This is a genomic window from Sphingobium sp. LSP13-1-1.1 (genome assembly GCF_040676415.1).
Lineage (GTDB): Bacteria > Pseudomonadota > Alphaproteobacteria > Sphingomonadales > Sphingomonadaceae > Sphingobium.
The window spans coordinates 263,099-280,061 of record NZ_JBEGHU010000023.1 but is presented as its reverse complement, the minus strand read 5'-3'; the positions used below and the strand labels follow the sequence as shown (position 1 = coordinate 280,061).

Annotated in this window: 16 protein-coding genes; 1 reads left to right on the top strand and 15 read right to left on the bottom strand. The window is 65.7% G+C overall.

Features of this window, described 5'->3' with window-relative positions; genetic code table 11:
* The first annotated feature begins 150 nt into the window (after positions 1-150).
* Entirely contained in the window at positions 151-1,083 is a 933-nt protein-coding gene (locus MRBLSP13_RS13340) for a sugar kinase (protein WP_363754960.1), read from the top strand.
* A gap of 342 nt (positions 1,084-1,425) precedes the next feature.
* On the opposite strand, the gene MRBLSP13_RS13335 is transcribed toward MRBLSP13_RS13340, so the two are convergent.
* The 15 genes from MRBLSP13_RS13335 to MRBLSP13_RS13265 are packed head-to-tail and all read right to left on the bottom strand — an operon-like array spanning position 1,426 to position 16,946.
* Positions 1,426-1,971, bottom strand: coding sequence for a hypothetical protein (locus MRBLSP13_RS13335; RefSeq protein WP_363754958.1), 546 nt, complete (start codon positions 1,969-1,971; stop codon positions 1,426-1,428).
* 11 nt (positions 1,972-1,982) lie between these two features.
* Positions 1,983-2,219: a hypothetical protein gene (locus MRBLSP13_RS13330; RefSeq protein ID WP_363754956.1), complete on the bottom strand. Its 237-nt coding sequence runs from the start codon at positions 2,217-2,219 to the stop codon at positions 1,983-1,985.
* The gene (locus tag MRBLSP13_RS13325; RefSeq protein ID WP_363754954.1) at positions 2,173-2,565 is read right to left on the bottom strand and encodes a hypothetical protein; all 393 of its coding nucleotides are present in this window, start codon (positions 2,563-2,565) and stop codon (positions 2,173-2,175) included. The genes MRBLSP13_RS13330 and MRBLSP13_RS13325 overlap by 47 nt, the downstream gene beginning before the upstream one ends.
* Positions 2,562-2,810 carry a hypothetical protein gene (locus MRBLSP13_RS13320; RefSeq protein WP_363754952.1) on the bottom strand — a complete coding sequence of 83 codons (249 nt, stop codon included), beginning with the start codon at positions 2,808-2,810 and terminating at the stop codon, positions 2,562-2,564. The genes MRBLSP13_RS13325 and MRBLSP13_RS13320 overlap by 4 nt, the downstream gene beginning before the upstream one ends.
* Positions 2,807-3,283: a M15 family peptidase gene (locus MRBLSP13_RS13315; RefSeq protein WP_363754950.1), complete on the bottom strand. Its 477-nt coding sequence runs from the start codon at positions 3,281-3,283 to the stop codon at positions 2,807-2,809. The genes MRBLSP13_RS13320 and MRBLSP13_RS13315 overlap by 4 nt, the downstream gene beginning before the upstream one ends.
* A 34-nt stretch (positions 3,284-3,317) precedes the next feature.
* Complete coding sequence (locus MRBLSP13_RS13310) at positions 3,318-3,794, bottom strand: M15 family peptidase (RefSeq protein ID WP_363754948.1); 477 nt, start codon at positions 3,792-3,794, stop codon at positions 3,318-3,320.
* Positions 3,791-4,225 carry a hypothetical protein gene (locus MRBLSP13_RS13305; RefSeq protein WP_363754946.1) on the bottom strand — a complete coding sequence of 145 codons (435 nt, stop codon included), beginning with the start codon at positions 4,223-4,225 and terminating at the stop codon, positions 3,791-3,793. Before MRBLSP13_RS13305 ends, MRBLSP13_RS13310 begins: the two co-directional genes overlap by 4 nt.
* Positions 4,222-6,198 carry a hypothetical protein gene (locus MRBLSP13_RS13300; RefSeq protein WP_363754944.1) on the bottom strand — a complete coding sequence of 659 codons (1,977 nt, stop codon included), beginning with the start codon at positions 6,196-6,198 and terminating at the stop codon, positions 4,222-4,224. The genes MRBLSP13_RS13305 and MRBLSP13_RS13300 overlap by 4 nt, the downstream gene beginning before the upstream one ends.
* The gene (locus tag MRBLSP13_RS13295; protein ID WP_363754942.1) at positions 6,195-8,693 is read right to left on the bottom strand and encodes a hypothetical protein; all 2,499 of its coding nucleotides are present in this window, start codon (positions 8,691-8,693) and stop codon (positions 6,195-6,197) included. Before MRBLSP13_RS13295 ends, MRBLSP13_RS13300 begins: the two co-directional genes overlap by 4 nt.
* Positions 8,694-11,165 (bottom strand): phage tail tip lysozyme, encoded by a 2,472-nt coding sequence (locus MRBLSP13_RS13290; RefSeq protein WP_363754940.1) that lies wholly within the window; start codon positions 11,163-11,165, stop codon positions 8,694-8,696.
* Positions 11,162-13,144, bottom strand: coding sequence for a hypothetical protein (locus MRBLSP13_RS13285; protein WP_363754938.1), 1,983 nt, complete (start codon positions 13,142-13,144; stop codon positions 11,162-11,164). Before MRBLSP13_RS13285 ends, MRBLSP13_RS13290 begins: the two co-directional genes overlap by 4 nt.
* On the bottom strand, positions 13,134-13,652 hold the full coding sequence (locus MRBLSP13_RS13280; protein ID WP_363754936.1) for a hypothetical protein: 519 nt from the start codon (positions 13,650-13,652) through the stop codon (positions 13,134-13,136). Before MRBLSP13_RS13280 ends, MRBLSP13_RS13285 begins: the two co-directional genes overlap by 11 nt.
* Complete coding sequence (locus MRBLSP13_RS13275) at positions 13,652-14,092, bottom strand: hypothetical protein (protein WP_363754934.1); 441 nt, start codon at positions 14,090-14,092, stop codon at positions 13,652-13,654. Before MRBLSP13_RS13275 ends, MRBLSP13_RS13280 begins: the two co-directional genes overlap by 1 nt.
* Positions 14,089-16,320, bottom strand: coding sequence for a hypothetical protein (locus tag MRBLSP13_RS13270; RefSeq protein ID WP_363754932.1), 2,232 nt, complete (start codon positions 16,318-16,320; stop codon positions 14,089-14,091). The genes MRBLSP13_RS13275 and MRBLSP13_RS13270 overlap by 4 nt, the downstream gene beginning before the upstream one ends.
* Positions 16,317-16,946 (bottom strand): hypothetical protein, encoded by a 630-nt coding sequence (locus MRBLSP13_RS13265; RefSeq protein WP_363754930.1) that lies wholly within the window; start codon positions 16,944-16,946, stop codon positions 16,317-16,319. The genes MRBLSP13_RS13270 and MRBLSP13_RS13265 overlap by 4 nt, the downstream gene beginning before the upstream one ends.
* Between the last annotated feature and the right edge of the window lie 17 nt (positions 16,947-16,963).

The following is a 16,963-nucleotide window of genomic DNA, read 5'->3' as shown; positions in this document are numbered from 1 at the left end:
CGAATAGCGTGTCCGTTTCCTGCAACGCGCAGCCGCAGGGGACGTTCCGTTTGCGAAAGAAATTGTCGGCATGGGCGGAGCCCGCGCGGCATTGACTTGCCCGTGCCCTAAGCGCCAAGGAGGCGCCCATAGCAGCAGGATGGGACGCATATGGGCATGACCGAAGGGGTAACCGTCGTCGGCGAAGCGATGCTGGAGTTGAGCCGCGCTTCGGGGGAGGGTAGTCCGGACGGCGGCTGGAATTTGCGTTATGGCGGCGACGTCATCAATACCGCGATCCATCTGGCCCGCTGCGGCGACCAGGTGCGCTTCGCCAGCGCGATCGGCGCCGATCCCATGAGCGCGGAACTGCGCGCCGCATGGGAGGGGGAGGGGGTCGACACGTCCCTGCTGCTCGCGGCGGCGGGAAGGCTGCCGGGCCTCTATGCCATAGAAACCGATGCGCAGGGCGAACGCAGCTTTCACTATTGGCGGGGAGAGGCGGCCGCCAGGCGCATGTTCGACCTGCCGGGAAGCGCCGCCATGATGGAACAGGCGGCCCGGTCGAAACTGCTGTATTTCTCGCTGATCACCCTGGCCATATTGCCCGAAGAGGCGCGCGAGAAGCTGCTTGGCCTGTGCGGCGCGGTCCGCGCCAATGGCGGCAAGGTGGCGTTCGACGGCAATTATCGCGCCCGGCTCTGGCCCGATGCGGACACGGCCCGGCAGTGGCGGGACCGGGCGATCGCCGTCAGCGACATGGGCCTGCCGACCCTCGCTGACGAAGTGGAGATGGGCGAAGTCGACGATGCCGGGGACGCCGCCCGCCGCTGGGGGGCGGATGAAGGCCGGGAGGTCGTTGTGAAGCTCGGCGCGGAGGGATGCCTGGTGGACGGGCGGATCGTTGCTCCTCCGGCAAAGCTGAGCGTCGTCGATTCGAGCGGCGCGGGCGACGCGTTCAACGGCGGCTATCTCCACGCCCGTCTCGCCGGCCGCACCCCCGGCGAAGCGGCGATCGCCGGGCATCGTCTGGCCGGCTGGAATATCGGCCGCCGCGGCGCCATACCGTCCCGCGATGCCGAGGCGCCCTATGCCGATCTCTGAAATTCTCCGCCGCGATCGCGTTGACGGCACCAGGATCAAAGGCTAAGCCGCGTTCCACCCGGGCGGGTGTAGCTCAATGGCAGAGCAGAAGCTTCCCAATTTCCCGCGCTCATGATTTTTCAATAACTTAGATAGCGCATCTGTTCCAACATTCGCGGTTTCCGGTGCGATGTTGGAACGGCAGGGCATTGCGAGCGCGCGCGTGATACATTCATGGGATGCCCGGTCAAGATACCAAATTTGGCGATCCCAGACTCGCCAGACGCAAAAAGAAGGGCGGAAGCACCCCAATGCCAATCCGCCCCTCCAACGCTCCACGGGGCTGAAATCGCCCCGATCGCCTTATTGGTAGTCGCCCGAAAGAAACGCGGTGCCCGACGCCGTCTTGGTGAAGCACCCCGTCGTTGAGAAAACCAGCGTCGCGCCGACCGTCATGCGCTTGGGTATGGTGCGCCAGTTGGCTTCCATTCCCGCATTGGCGGCGAGGGGCATGCAGAAGATCGGCGTGACCGCGCCATCAGCCGGCACTGATGTTGAGTTGAACAGCATGACGAAGCCGGCACTGGCGCCGGCAACCACATTCAAGCCGTACATGTTGCAGGCCGAAACGCAGAAGACATAGGCTGCGCCCACGACACCCGCTGTCGTCGGTGCGATCGCATTGGCGGCGGCGCTTGACGGCAATGAATAGGATGACGACGTCGTCACCAGCGCGCCAACCGCATCCACCTTCAGCGCCTTCAGGTTGAACGATGGATCCTGCCCGGCAACCTGGACAGCGTTGATCGACGCGGGCTTGCCGATCGTGCCGTTCATCGACCCGCCCTGAGCCAACGCGGCTGCCGGCATTAGCAGCAGCGCTGCGAACATCATTCGAAAGATTTTCATAGCCTTTCCCTTCACCAGAATTTCCACCACGGCCGCACCGCCTTGGCCAATGCCTCGCGATGCAGATCCTCGCACTTCCTCACCAGCCGGCCCGCGCCGCCCTTGTCGACGTTCGCCCGCTCCAGCTGGCCCGTCTGCTGCACACCGAACACCTGCCAATCTCCCACGACGTCGCCGCCAGGCAGTGGCGCCGCCGGCGTTTCATTCAGCAGGCCGCTCGCATCCAGCAGCTCGGCACAGTGCGGCACATCGCGGGTCGCCACGGTAGCTGCGCATCCCGCACAGAGCGCGCAGGCCAGCATCGCGTGCAGCAGGCGTAATCTGGACATCGCTGCCCGCCGCAGATCGGATCGCATCGATCCCTCCTTTCACGTTGATATCGATTTGGGCGTGCGCCTGGTCGACCGCCTGGCGTTCCTGCAGGGCGCCGACGCCGGCGTCGGCGGCGGCGCCCGCCTGGCCGACGTCGACCTTCGCCTGGGTTGCCTTCCCCTGCTGCCCGCGCCAGAGCAGGACGCCGCCCAGCACCGCGCAAAGCAGCGCCAGAACGGCGATGACGCCGAACACGCCCCATTTCCTCCAGTCGATCGTCATGCCACCCCCTTGATCTTCTCAAGCGTCCGCACGCCAAAGGTCGCCCCGCTGTAGAGCAGCACCTGGACGAGATAGCCGTCGGCAAGCGGAGCACCGAGCGCCGGCCCGCCGAGCATCGCCCAGCCGACGCCGAACGCGACCAGCCAGTCGTGCGTGGGTCGCGCCAGTCGGACATAGAGCTGGAAAGCCCTGGTCTGCCGCACTTCATGATCGGGCGTGACGATCGCCGCCGTGATGTCCGTCACGACACCAGCTCAAAATGCGGGCCGTCGATAAAATCGGGGCCGGGATGCCGCTTCACATAGGCGGCCACGGCATCCTTCATGGAAACGCTGGCGCCCGTGCCGTAGTCGGCCAGCGTGCGATCCCAGATCCCGCCCCAGCGGATCTTTCCCGCGACCTCCAGCCGGGTCGCAACGCGGTCGATCGTCGCCGCTATCTGGTAGATCGGCTCCCATTCCCAGCGATAGGATCCGGCGATCCATGGCACTGCGTCGAAGGCGTGGGAAAAACCGTCCGGTTGCTTCAGATGCTTGGAGTTTTTGGTCTTCGTCACCCCCCGCCGCAAATATTCGGCCTGCCGTTCAGCCGATCGCACCCCCTCATAAATGCCGAAGTCGACGGGACTTTCGGCGATAGAGGCCATGGCGACCTGCCGTAGGACGGGATGGCATCCCTCCAGATTGAGCAGCGATTTCGTTCCAAACTGATAGCTCATGATAACCCCCACATTGTGCGGCGCCCCCGCGCGCTCAGGAAAGAAGCTCGAAATGCGGTCCATCGAGGAAGGTCGCGCCCGGCCGACGCCGGGCATAGGCGGCGAGTGCGTCGTCGATGGACACGGGCGTCCCGGCGCCGAAGTCGGCCAGGGTTCGGTCCCAGATCGCCCCCCAGCGGATCCGATCGGCGACGCCCTCATCGAAGGCGGCCTGCTGCATCGCCTCGGCCACCGGCTGCATCAGCCGCCATTCCTTGCGCCAGCCAGTTCCGGTCCACGGCATGACGCACAGGGCATGGGAAAAACCATCTTCCTGCACCAGGTGCCGGGACTCGAGCGTTTCGCTGGACCCCCGCCGCAGTTCGCCCATATGCTCTTCGGCCGTGCGAAGTCCCTCATAGATGCCGAAATCGACCGCGCTGATCGCGATCGCCGCGTGCGCCACGCGCTGCAGCACGGGGTGGCATCCCTCCAATTCCTGTAGCGACCGCTCGCCGAACGTGAATGTCATGACCTGCCTCCCTTTGCATCGTTGACGATCCGCTGCGCGCTGATCGCGGTTTGCACCGCGTTGCGCTTCTCGCCCTTACTGTCCTGCCCGCGCATCCGGCGGAGGAAGGCCGCCGCGCGGCGGTGCGCGGCACGAAGCTCCTCATCGCCTTCCGCGTGGAGCAGCGCATGCAGATGATCGAGCGCCTCCTCGAGGTAGACACCCGTCTTGGTGAGCGGCCGCAGTTCGCGGACCTCCGCCATCAACTGCGACATTTCCGAGCGGGCGGTTTCCAGCAGCTGAAAGGTCAGGCCGTCACGCTGCGCGTCCAGCTTCACCTCGGCATCGATGTCCACCTGGTGCCGCTGGCTGCGTCCTTGCAGCCACTGGACGCCCAAGGTCCCCACGACGCCCAGGGCAGCGGGAAGGGCGATCGTCAGCACTTCGCTCATACGGCCGGGATCTCGACCGAGATCGCGACATGCGCCGAGCTGCCGACCGTCGGGACGATTTCTCCGGTCACGCCGAAGATCGTCACATAGCCACCCTCGCATGGCACGCGGAACGACTGCGTCGGCCGCAAGGCGGACGGCAGCTGATGCGCCGCCGATCCGGATACCCCATCCTTGACGTTGACCCAGATGAGGACGGTTCCGCGATCCGTCGCCATGCAACCCGAGGACCGATAGCCGCCGCCCCGATCGACCCATGCATTGAGCGGCGCGAGTGCGATCTTCTGGTTGGCCCATTGCGTCCACGCGGTCGCCGCCCCCGTGCGGCGGAGGATCCTCGGCACCGGCTCGAGCGTCACCAGCTCCTGCAGCGTGACGCCGTCCGCATGGCCGTAGGTCAACAGCGATCCGTTCGCATCCCAGCCTTCGCCGGTCAGAACGCCATAGCCGGTGCGGCCGCGCTCATATTCCTGCGGCGTATCGGTCGGGAACCGCTGGTCGACGCCGTGGCCGATATTCCAGTGCTGATTGGCCTTGCGGTTGTTCCACTGCCCGCTCTCGAACAGATGCGCCGCCAGCCCCTCGCGCCAATAGGCATAGGTCGGCACCGGATCCGGATGGAAGCCAGGCGCATCGAGCCAGATCCCGCGTCCGTTCTGACTGTCCCACATGTAGGCGTACATGTCGAAAACGGTGATGTCCCACAGCCGCACGGCCTGGACGCAGGCGGCACGTATCTGCTCATAGCTTTGCGCGTCCTGCTGGGTCTCCGGCGCGTCGATATTGCCGACGATGATGACCGTGATCGTCAGGTGCGACGCCGCGCCCCATGTCTGCGCGCGGACGTGGGCGATCGTCGCGTAGAAATCCGCGATCGTCTGGTCGATCCCCTTCACCACGTCATTGGTGAACAGCGCGAACATGACATGGCGGGTGCCGACCGCGAGAACGCTGTCGACGTCCAGCTCGGGCAGCACGTTGACGTCGCTCCAGGATGCGCCGCCCTTGCCGCTGCCCACGACCAGGCAATTGTCGACGCCCGCCGCGATCAGACCTTGCTGCACCAGCTCATGGGCGCGCGGCGTGTAAAGGCCGTTCTGCTCGATCCAGCTATGCCCGAACAGGTAGATCTGCTGGTACAGCCCACCGCAGACGGACAGCCGCCACGGAAACTGGTTGGCACGGCCGATCACATAGCCGATGTCATCGGCATAGCTCTGCTTGATCGTGCGGTAGGGCGGATGACGCGACGGCTCCAGCACGCGCCCATTGACCAGTTTCTTTCCCCTTGAATTGGTCGGGGCGCTGTCGACGATGAAGGTTTCCCCCTTCAGGTCGACGACTCCCCCCGGATCGGTGGCGGCGATCATGGCATTGACCTTCGCCAGGTCCGCGGTGGGATTTCCCGTCGGCAACTTGTGCCCGATCAGGGCGTCGCCCGTCTCGCCGGCCAGATCGGCGCGCAGCGACGGATCATTGACACCGCTGATCGTGACCGCGATCGGCTTGCCTTGCGCATCAAAGCCCAGCGCCTTGCCCGCCCTGTCGGACGCTGCCGGAACGGGAACCGCGGTTTCGCCATCGGGCACCATCAGCGCCCGGGTTGCCGTGTCGTCGATCGTATCGTCCTGTTCCTGGTCGATCAGCATGGCGCGATCGACGGTCGCCTCATGCGTTTCAGCGGGAAACCGGTCGCCCGTGGTGTAATTGGTGGACTGGCGGCGCGGCGTGCGACGGCGAATGCGCAGCTTCGCGCCGGCGACGGTCGCCGTCAGCGTCAGCGTCCCGCCATCGTCCGTTGCTCCACCCGAGACCGAAAAGTCAGCGCCGTTCGTCAGCACGGAGATCGAGCCGTCCGCAAAGATCCGGCGGACAGTGATGGAGCCATCCAGAAAACGGAACGGGAGAGGGAAGGACAAGGTCGCCCCGTTCTCGATATAGTCGATCTTGGACGACTTGGCGGCGACGGTCATTGCATTGTCTCCCCGGCAATGGCTGTTAGGTCGGGGGCATGATCCGGTGCCGTCTCACCGGGAGCCCAGAAATATTGGGTCCGCTGCTCGCGCGCGCGCTTTTCCATGCGGCGCCAGGCGCTGCGATAGGATGGGTCGATCTCCTCCTGGATCTGGTCAGTCACCAGCCGATCGAAGGCGAGCTTGGCATACCAGAGCGAGCCGCCGGGCAGTTCCTGCCGGGCAAGGCGTACAGCTTTCCACCCTGGGTTCTTGGAATTGGCGACATCGGCCGCCGCCTGCAGGTCTTGGGCGAGTGGCCCCGCCACTGATCCCGCGAGGCCACCACCGAACCGGTTCTGCGTTGACGATAGGAAATCACCCATGATGCCGAACCCGCCACCCTGGGCGAGAGCCGCGCCCCAAAACTTCTGACCTTCCGTCAGCTTCGGCCGCTTCAATTGGGAAACATCATCCAGCTGCTCGCGGGTTGGAAGCGGGCTGTCGGTCATGGGCATGGGATCCTTGCCGGACGCGATTGCCTTCAGCTGCATCGCCAGCGCGCCCATGAGCGTGGTGCCGATGACCAAGCCCCCAGCATAGCGCATGGCATTGCCGGCCGACTGTTCCATCAGACGCTGCTGCTGCATGAGCAGCATGGAAATACCGAACGACTTGAACAGCAGCGGGGAGGTCCGCATCAATTCGCCCCACAATGTCCCGCGCGGCGCGAAGCGGCTCATCATTGCGCGCGTTTTTAGGTCCGGTGTCGGGACAGCATAGTTCGTCTCAGAGAGGATCATCTCGAGCAGCCGATCGCCCAGCTCGCGGTCCTCGACATTGGACGGCTTGAGCCAGGGCACGCCCCGATCCATCTCGAGGGGCGTGGAGCGGATCTTGTCCCAGACGGCTGCGTCGATGCCGTTGCGCTCAAGCACGCCGCGAAACGGCGCATCCAGCTTATCGAAAGCCTTCACGCTTTCATCGGTGATGTGGCCCATGAACTCCATGCCGAACGCCCAGCGGCCCGCCTGCGTCCAGCGTGACAGGCCCGACGCGCGCAGAACACCCTCGGCCAGTCGGCGGGACCATTCCGCTGTGAGCTCCTCATTGAGGTATCGCCCTTGCGCAGCTGCACGCTGACCCCATTCCTCAGCGATCAGCCCCAGCCGCACCGCAAGCCGCTGGTCGGCGCGCGAGCCCGGCCGCATCAACTTCACATAGTCCCGGATCATCGCCGCTGCAGGCAAGCCATTGTAGCGCCTGGTTGAGAACTGAAACGCAAGATCGGTGACGGCCGACAGGCTCGCGCTGCCCAGTTTGGCCGCTGTCTGGATGCTGCGGATACTCGAGAAAAAAAGCGAGAGCCCCCGGCTTTCCGGCCGATGCGATGCGCCCGTGAGCTCATCCCATAGCCGATCGATCTGCTTCGCGCCCTTGTGAGCCTTGTCCACTGCTTTGCTGTCAGGCGTGCTGTCGAGCTGCGCAGATTTCTCGATCGTGTCCTTCACCCATTGCACCGTCGCGTTGGGATTAGGACCGAGGATCTCCATCGCGGCGATCTCTTGGCTCATGCCGTCTATGTGACCCATCATAGCGTCGAAAGCCGTGGCACCGCCGCCGAAGTCGGCCTGATAGGCCTGCCATTCATCGGCGCCCTTGAAGATCAGGAAACGCGGATCGCCATGGCGGCTCGCCATGCTGCCGCGCCCTGCCGATCCTGCCTCGCGCTTGTTCCAGCCCTCGCTGCGGATCGTGTCGAACACGTCGCGCAGCATCGCGTCCCAGGCTTCACCGACAAAAGGCTGGCCCGTGTCGCGGTCGATCATCCGGGCGCGGTCGAGGCGCGGCTCGATCGACGCGCGCCAGGCGTCGAAGCCGGCGCGACGAACGGCCCGGCTGTCATGCGACTGGGGCAGTCCCCATTTTTCCATCCTGCCGATATCGCCGCCGGCGGCGTTGAACCGCTGGCGCAGCATCTCGGCCGTTCGGGACCAGGCGTCCGCCATTTCCTTGGCAGCCAGGTTCCCGCTGTCCTGGCCGAACAGCTCGCGGACAATGTCCCCCAGCTGGGCGCGGTTGCGCACATGGCCGATCAGGTTCCGGCTATGGTCGGACAGGATCTGATCCATCATCGCATGGGCGCGGCCACGCACTGCCTGGCGCCGCCCCTCGACATTCGAATAGGAAGCCCGGCCGTCACGATCGAACAGCGCCACCCCCGCGCGTGGATCGATCGGAGCGCCGGGCTTCCTCCCCCCGGCAAAACTGTTGAGCGACGCCGCCGCCGTCTGCTGCGCCTTCACCTGCAGTAGCGTGCGCCGCTTTTTCAGTAGCGCCTCATTCTCGAGCACCTTCAGCACTTCACTGGTCGCCAGCGCCTCGGCCGCCGCGCCGCCCATCTGCTGGTCATAAACGTTGAGCAGCTGCTGGTAGCGCGTCAGCGCTGCCGCGCCTTTGCCCTTCGGGATCTTGCCCTGCTCGATCAGGTCGGGAATGCAGACGCCAGCAGACATTTACAGGCACCCCTTGATGGTGGCGAGCATGGCCTCGTCTTCGTCGAGATCGGCCAGGATGTCGGAGAGCGACGCCTCGCTGCCATCATCGAGACGGAAGGCCAGATCGGCACCGGCCGCCTGCGCCTCGATCGCGGCGCGCATGTCGTGCGCCAGACTATCGGCCTGCAGCTTCGCCCCTTCGCCATGGGGCTCTGCAAACAGATCGAGCTGGCGAGGCGCATCGGGTGACAGGACCGGCGCGCCATCGAGGCGTTCGCCCGCGACCGCGTCGCGGACCGCAGGCGATGCCGCGGCGGGCGAGGGCCGATCAGTATTAATCGTCGGCAGCTTTTCCCGGACATGAGCAGCGACGTCGTCGGGCGTGGGAACCACACCGTCGCGCATAGCATCACGGCGGACAGTCGCCAGATCGGTGAACTGTCGCATGGCCGATGTTTCGGCCAACGGCACATTTGCCGTGCTCCCACCGCGAAGAAGCTCGGCCGCCCGCTCTTTCGGCACGTCCATTGCGAAGACTTCGCCATTGCGCCGAGACGCATAGTTCGCAGCGATCGCCGGATCTGTGGTGAACCAGAGCGCATCCTCTGTAGTGTCAATGCCTTGCCGCGACGCGGACAAATCACCTTGCGCACGGTACAGCCGAACGGTCTCACCGCCGTCGGGCGCAGGAAGCCCCGGCGTAAAATCATCGGGAAGATCGAGAGCCGCCGCATCGCGCGAAACGGCCCGATCAACCAGATCGAGTTGCGCCGCCTGCCAGCTCGCATCATCACCGAACAGATCGTGGCGCAACTGCGGCAAGTCAGCATAATCGATTTCGAGCAGATCCGCCGGCGCATCGATGCGATCAGGCCCGCCGATCGCAACCCGCTCCGCATCCAGATCCGGCGAGCGCGCGATCGGCCCGTCGATCTCCGGATCGATATCCAGCGCACGAGCCACATCCTCGCCCTCGCGCCCCAGCGCCGCCATGCCGCGCGACAGGTCGCCCGTGGTTTCCGCACCCTTGGCCGGCCGCATGAAGTCGTTGACATAGGCGCGTAGCACGCCGGCCTCATCGGCCTGCGCCAGCACCTTCGCCCCGCCATGGTCGCCGCCCTGCAATTCCCAATGGAGGAATTCGAGCTGCTGCTGCCGCGTCGGATTGCGGCCATAGCGCTTGAACAATTCTTCCTTGCGCGTGCCGAGCCACTGGCCGAGGCCATAGGCGCCCGAGGTAGGATTGACTGCGCCATGGTTGCTCGAAGCCTCGGCCGCAACGCCGGCGGCGATCCCGCGCGCATGGGCCTCGCTATAGCCCTTGCCGCGAAAGAAGCTGACCACGTCATTCGCCAGGCGGCCGCCCGAGACACGCAGCCGGGCGCGACCGGGCGCGGGCCAGATCGCCCGCATCGGCGCGGCGTCGGGCGTATTGGTCTTGACCAGCGCCTCCATGGTCGCCTGCATCCGCGCCGCATGGGCGTCGAGGCCCTCGGGCGTTTCAACATAGGGGGAGCTTGCGCGGATCTCCGCCTCGCGCTCGATCACATGGATCGCCGCGCTTTCGTCGGGCGTGCGCAGATCGGGCGATACATGGCGACCGAACACGCTGGCAAGATCGGCATCGCTGACTCCGTCGAGATCGGCTTTCGACAGCGCCGCGGCGACCTTGCGATCGAGTGGGGTGAAGGCGTCGACCGCTTTCCCGACGCCCTTCACGGTCGCCTTGCCCAGTTGGGGAATGACCACGTCACCGACCACGCCGCCGGCGGCCGCCATCAGCGTATTGAGCCCGGCCTCGCCAACCGTCAGTTCCTCGCCCAAATCCTCGCGATTTTCCGCCACGATCGGCTGCTGGATCAGTTCGAGCCCGCCATTGACCAGCGCCGACCGCGCCGCTTGCGCCCAGATCGTGCCGCCACCGCCGCCCAGCGGCAGCGAGACGATGTTGACCGGATCGTGCATCGTTTCCCACGTGCCGGCGGCGAAGCCCACCGCGCCCTGGGTAAAGCCGGACGAGCGGCCGAGAACATCGCGCGCACCTGCTCGTGCCGCCTTCTCGCGGTCGATCACACCCCGGCGGAATGTGGCCAGATCCGTCGGCGCATCCTTCAGAAAACCGGGATTGCGCCGCCGGATCGCGCCGATCTCATCGAAGATCGCGCGCTCCTGCTGATCGCGATCGACGCGGGTATCGAACAGCGATGCGAAATCGAACCCGCCATTGTCGGCCGAGGGGCGTCGCTCCAGTGCACTCTGCCAATAGCCGGGATTGACCATCGGCTTGAGCCCACGCTTGGCGCGATCGGCGTTCACCTCGGCCAGCAGAGGCTCATATTCCCGGCGCAGCCGCTCCGCTTCGGCATCGGTCCGATCGCCGCGGGCGAGTACCCGGTTGGCGTCCCACACCTCGCCGATCGTGGCAGGACGGACAAGCGCGCCAGGAATGACGGGATCAACGGCCGCGCCGCTCTGAAGCAGCCCGCTCATTGCGCCCGCCTCACGACGCCGATACCGCGCCCCACCGCCTCGATATCGATCGCATAGATCTTGCCATTGCGCTGCCGTGCGACCGTTCCGTTGTCGCCGTGGAACTCATAGCGGCCGTCGGCCCGACGCACCGGCACATAGCGGCGCAGATCGACAGCGGACATCGGCTTGCCGTCCGACCAAACCGGCACTGTCTTGCTGTCCGGCTTGAAGCGCACCTGCGACAGCACACGATCGAATGCGCCCTGCGTCCAGCCATCGGGCAGCAGCATCGGCACCCGGTTCCATTGACCCAGGCCGCCGCGCCAGAAGCCATCAGCGCCCTTCTTCCCGCCCAGGGCGATGTTGATATAGGGGTTCAGATCTTCCACACGGCCGTCAGTGGCCCATTCGGAATGTCCCTTTTTGGCGTCGGCATAGAGGCTTTTCGCTACATCAAGGGCGGCGCCGACCTCCTGCGCATCGAAGCTTTGTGCGGCGGCGCCGAGGACGTCATAGAAGTGGCTTGCCACCTCCTGCGATCCCTGCCCGTCGACGATAGCCTTGTTTGCTTTTCGAAGCGCAGCACCGCGCAGGGCGGCGGCTCGGCTATCGCCGTCGATCGACACCATGCGCGCGAGCATCGGATCATTCGGCAGCACCTGCTTTGCAGCCTGGCGCGCCTGCAGTCCGCCAACCACGGCGATCCGGTTCGCCACGTCAACCATGCCCTGTTGCGATATGCTGGCCTCATCGCGGAGTTGGCGCACCTCGGCATCGTTGAAGAGCGGCGTCTGGCGGCCCGTCTGACGCGTGACGGTCCGCGCCCATGCCGCGCGCGCCCCGAAGGTGGATGCGTCGGCAAGATCGATCGGCGGCGGGGCAAAGCCATTCTTGGCGGCCCATTCGCCGGGATTATTGTTGAAGGTTGCCACTGCGGTGCCGCGCATCCCGCGCAACGTCTTCAGGCGGATATCCTCATCCGGCGTCCGCTTGCCCCTGGCCTCGAGCCGATTGATTTCCGTATCGTACTGCTCGGGCTTCCAGACATCGGCCTCTCGCCGGACACCGGCCTCAATGCGGGTGACTCCGATCTTGGTCGCACCGCCCACGTCACCGATGGCTGTCAATCGGTTCTGCAGATCAGCCAGGCGGCCATCAGGGATTTCAACACCAGCCGAAATCTGGGCGTTGACCGTCTCCACCTCATCGCGCAGCGCCTGCGTTTGCAGGGCCTGCTGATGCGCCGCTGCGGCATCCGCTCGCCGGATCTCGATCATCGCGCCATTCTTGGCCTGGTCAAGCTGCTGCGGCGTCAGGATGGCATTGAACGCCCCGGCATCGATCAACGCCTGTGCCGATTTCGGATCCCGTTCCGTCAGGCCATTGAGGTACCCGACCGTGACCGTCTGATCATGATAGCGGTGCAGCTTTTCCTTCACATCGGCCGACACATTCAGGGCATCGATCGTCTGCCGCCCAAGGCTCAGTTCATCGGCATAGGCATCGCCGTTCATGCGCGCGCGGTTGCTCGACAGATCCGAGGCCTGCTGCGCATCGGTGACCATCTTGCCGATTGCCGCGCCGGTCTCGAATTCGATATCGCGGGCGGCCTGCCGCCCCTCATATTCGGCAATCTGCTCCTGTGCCGATCGACGGACCGCGTCTTCCGTGATGCCGTCGAGCAGGCCCTCGCGATCCTTTTCCCAGGCCTTGCGCCGCGTATCCGCATAACCGGCCGCGCCGGGCGCCGCCGTCGACCGCATCGCAATCTCATCCTGGTCGCGCGACGAACGCACCCGGGCAAAGCGGACGTTGAAATCAGCCAGTTGCTGATCGCCGCGTTGGCGGCGCTCGACGGCTTCATAATGGACGAGGGCATCGCCCGTGCGGCCGATCGCGTCGCCGATGCCGGCACCGAAGGCTTCCGCCGATGCGGAAGGCAGCCCGGTGCTGGACACCACGCCCAGCTGACGACGATATCCCTCCTCAGCCGCCATAGCTGTAGCCTTGCGCGCTTGCCCGGGCGATGGCGTTCTGGTTGACAACGATCGCGCTGCTGCCGCCGCCGGATCCGGATCCTCCCGATGGCGACGTGCCCTGCCGTGACGATGCCCAGTCGACCCCGGTCGACGCCGCGCCAATCAGCCCCTGCACCAGGCCGTTCTTGCCGGCTGCATATGCGACCGCGCCGCTCGCGCGCAGCGACCGCGCCTTGGCCTGCGCCTGCCGCCGCGCCGTCAGCGCATCCATCGTCGCGTTGATCGCGCTTTCCTGCAGCGCGTCCAGAGCCGAGCCAGTACCGGGCTGGAAACCATTTTCCGCCTGGGCCGCCTGCTGCGCGCCCATCTGGAAACGGGCCGCCTCGCGGATCCGCGCTTCCTCCGCCGCGCCCTCGCGTTCGGCCGAGATCGCTTCGCTGCGGGCGGCCGCGCGGTTATATTTGCCGGCCTCATAGCTGGCGACCCCGCCCACGATCTTGCCGGCCGCCTGCACTGCCTCAACCATCAGGCGATCCTCTCGAACAACATGTGATCCTCGCTGAGCGCCCCGAACTTGCGCAGGATGGCCGAGGGGGTCAGGCCGACCAGCCGCGCCCACACGCATTCCGCCTCGACGTCGATCCGCGTAAGGGCCTCGATCCGGACAAGCGGGCTTTCGGCGATGCGCCGGCGGGCGTGCCGCGTGATGGCCAGGTGCGCCGCGCCGACACCCTGCGCCAGCACCGCCCAGGCCACGCCCTGCTTGCCGGGGAAGGTCTCGCGCAGGCCCATGCAGGCGATGACATCGCCGTCGCGCTCCGCCGACCAGGCTTCGCCGCCGTCGATCAGATCCCGCGCATCCTCGACCGACATGTCGCGCACCAGGCCGATCTGCACCCGCTGCGATGGCTGGCGCTTCAGCCGCAGGGCATCCGATGCTACCATGGGACGGATCAGGACGCTCATTTCTCGATGTCCAGTTGCGGCATGGCGGCGACGATCGTCGCCGGCAGCGGAAGGTCGGACACGAATGTGGCGCGGCCCGCGCGGTCCCATCCGCCGGACACGGCCTTCTCGCTGTCGCCATTGAACAGCGGCACCGGCGCATCCATCGCGGCGTCTGCCGGACGGTCGATCAGATTGTCGAGCTTGCCGCCGAAGGAACCCACGCGGATCCCGACCGTGTCCAGCAGGCGCAGGGCGATGCGCACCAGGCGCTGGCGCTTGTTCTGCATCGTCTGGCCGTTGACCTTGACCTCCGGCCGCAGCGTCACCGCTGTTGCGGTGAAGGGCAGGCCAACCGTGATTACATAGGCGGATTGCGGCACGGAGGCGGCGGGCAAGTCGAAAGATCCGTCGCCGGCGACCGTGATGCCCGGGATGACGCCACCGCCGGCGAGCACCGCGACCGATTTGCCGGCCAGGTGCGTCAAACCGGTGAAATGCGTCTGCCCGCCGGTCGCCATCGAGGTGACCCCGCTATCGACGAAGAAGCCGTTTTCGATCGGGTCGCCATCGTCGCGCCAGGCGGCCATGCGCTCGACAGATTTTGCGCCGTCGCGCTCGACCAGCGCCCACAGTTCATCGGTCTTTCCGTCCTGGCCGACAATGACGACGGCGCTGTCGATCGCGCCCTGCCCATCGGAGTGACGCACGCGGGCAAAGCCCTTGATGTCCTGCTCGGGCTGGTGCGGATGCAGGATCAGCTGCCCATCCTCGCGCACGGCAAGCAGCAGTTCCTCCGGCTCTTTCTGGAAAGCGAACTGCTTGATCCCGCTGCGCGTGACATGACGCGCCCACACCGATGCGTTGGCGGCCAGGTAACGATCCTGCGAAAAATCATATTGCGCCTCGCGCAGCTTGCGGCCGCCGCGCTGGGCGAAGAAGGTCGACGTGCCCGCCTGCAGCGGCCACACCCGTTCGGATCCATAGAAGCTTTGCGGATTGGCCTCGACATTGTCGCCCGACAGCGCGGCAGCTTGGTTGATCTTGCCGATCGCGATCTCGCGCGAGGCCGTTCCGACGATCAGCGTGCGGTCGCCGGCGGCCCACAGGATCGGATCTTCCGTCGCGATCGTGCGGCGGAAGCCGAGGTCGGGCGTGACGCTGCCGGATGATGAATAATTGGCGAAATTGACCGTGCCACCGCCATAATCACCGGCCACAGATCCGACGAAGTCGAAATTCTTGAAGAAGACCAGGCGGCCGGCGAACAGCTTCACGACATTGGGCCATCCCGCCCATGCCGAGAAAAAGCCATGCGCCCACCGGAATGTCGGTGCCGACACGACTGCATCGGGCAGGCGCCGCACCACGTCCGCGGTCGCCGATGTTCCGCTCGCCACGGCCGTGATGCGGACCAGGCCGAACTTGTCGCTGATATAGGTCCAGTTCACCCCATAGGGGCCGTAGTCGTTGATGTCCTTCTTGCCGGTGCCGTCGCTTTCCGTGCCGCTGGTATGGACCGGCTGCACCGTCCCCGTGGTGCCGGCGCTGGCCGCCTGGTAGACCTTGCCCTCGCTCCGAACGACCATGCCCACCGTGATGTCCTTGCGGCCGACTTCCCACGCGGGGATGGCAAGGAAATCCTTCGCTTCGAGCCGGAACAGCGATCCGACCTGGCCGGCATCGAATATCGCGGAACTGGCGGTCAGCGTGATGCCGGGACCAGTGGCGGCGCTGGCCTGGACCGTCACCGTTTCGGTCACATTCTGGTCGGCGAAGGGGCCGTTCGCCAGCGTGAGGACCGAATAGGCGAAGGTCGCCGCGCCGGTCCGCGTCAATACGCCGGGCGGATGGTTGGGATGCGCCATGTAGAGCCGGTCATAGCTCTGCTGCAGCGAGACGAATGGCGCTTCCGCCGCCGTATAGGGAACGGCGACCTCATAGGGAACGCCTGGGCTGGTCTCGATCCGGACGCCGTTGGTGTAGAAGCGCAGCTTCCCCTCGCTCCACTCGATCGCATATTCCTGCGTGAGGCTGAAGCGGAACGCGGTCATCCAGCTCGCGGTCGCCGCCGCGTCGCGGATATATTCGAAGCCGGGCCGCTTGACGATCGGCCCTTCGACCGTCGCGACGAAATTTTCGCAGACCTCCAGCGCGATCGGATAGATCGCCGTATCGACGCGCCCGCCCATGCGCGGGCTGATCTCGCCGCCGTTGAAGCTCGTCTGGATTGGGGTGACGACGCTCATGCCGTCGGATACCCCAGCGGGATTGGGTAGGGCGGGCCATCGTAGACGCCGTCGCCGCCGAAGCGTGCCAATTCCCACGACGTCGGCTCGAATTCCACCGGCGGGTTTTCACGCGCATCGACGCGCTTTGCCTCGCTCAGCTTCGCCTTGTAGATCTTCCAGCCGGCATCCTTGTCATAGGCGCTGCCCGCGATCCGGTTGCCCGTGGTGAAAGCCATCAGGGCGGCAAAGGCATCGACGAATGTCGCGTCCCAATTGGCCGTTTCGGGCACATCCCGCAGATACCGGATGTAGACCGGCCCGGTCGCATTGGTCAGGATCGACCGGCCCTCAAGCTGATAGTCGCGCGCCCCGCAGTTCAGCACCTCGACCAGGCGCAGGCAGCCGGAGGGAAGCGGATAGCTGTACCCCCATGGATAGGGCACATCGCTCAGATCTTCCGCTGCCAGGCCGGTGCGCGTCATGGCGAAATTCCATGTATGGTCGCGGATCGCCGCCTGCCGCACGGCAGCCCAGGCTGCCTTGAAGGTACGGCCCATATGCGTGTCATCGTCCGGGCTCCGCAGCTGATCGTCTTCCCCGATCAACCCGGCCGCGAGATTGGCGATGGTGACATAGTCGGTCACGGCGCAGCCCCTTCAGT

Excerpts from the sequence above, each read along its gene's own strand:
- MRBLSP13_RS13340 (WP_363754960.1), top strand. The coding sequence starts at position 151 with ATGGGCATGACCGAAGGGGTAACCGTCGTCGGCGAAGCGATGCTGGAG.
- MRBLSP13_RS13335 (WP_363754958.1), bottom strand. The coding sequence starts at position 1,971 with ATGAAAATCTTTCGAATGATGTTCGCAGCGCTGCTGCTAATGCCGGCA.
- MRBLSP13_RS13325 (WP_363754954.1), bottom strand. The coding sequence starts at position 2,565 with ATGACGATCGACTGGAGGAAATGGGGCGTGTTCGGCGTCATCGCCGTT.
- MRBLSP13_RS13315 (WP_363754950.1), bottom strand. The coding sequence starts at position 3,283 with ATGAGCTATCAGTTTGGAACGAAATCGCTGCTCAATCTGGAGGGATGC.
- MRBLSP13_RS13310 (WP_363754948.1), bottom strand. The coding sequence starts at position 3,794 with ATGACATTCACGTTCGGCGAGCGGTCGCTACAGGAATTGGAGGGATGC.
- MRBLSP13_RS13305 (WP_363754946.1), bottom strand. The coding sequence starts at position 4,225 with ATGAGCGAAGTGCTGACGATCGCCCTTCCCGCTGCCCTGGGCGTCGTG.
- MRBLSP13_RS13300 (WP_363754944.1), bottom strand. The coding sequence starts at position 6,198 with ATGACCGTCGCCGCCAAGTCGTCCAAGATCGACTATATCGAGAACGGG.
- MRBLSP13_RS13295 (WP_363754942.1), bottom strand. The coding sequence starts at position 8,693 with ATGTCTGCTGGCGTCTGCATTCCCGACCTGATCGAGCAGGGCAAGATC.
- MRBLSP13_RS13290 (WP_363754940.1), bottom strand. The coding sequence starts at position 11,165 with ATGAGCGGGCTGCTTCAGAGCGGCGCGGCCGTTGATCCCGTCATTCCT.
- MRBLSP13_RS13285 (WP_363754938.1), bottom strand. The coding sequence starts at position 13,144 with ATGGCGGCTGAGGAGGGATATCGTCGTCAGCTGGGCGTGGTGTCCAGC.
- MRBLSP13_RS13280 (WP_363754936.1), bottom strand. The coding sequence starts at position 13,652 with ATGGTTGAGGCAGTGCAGGCGGCCGGCAAGATCGTGGGCGGGGTCGCC.
- MRBLSP13_RS13275 (WP_363754934.1), bottom strand. The coding sequence starts at position 14,092 with ATGAGCGTCCTGATCCGTCCCATGGTAGCATCGGATGCCCTGCGGCTG.
- MRBLSP13_RS13270 (WP_363754932.1), bottom strand. The coding sequence starts at position 16,320 with ATGAGCGTCGTCACCCCAATCCAGACGAGCTTCAACGGCGGCGAGATC.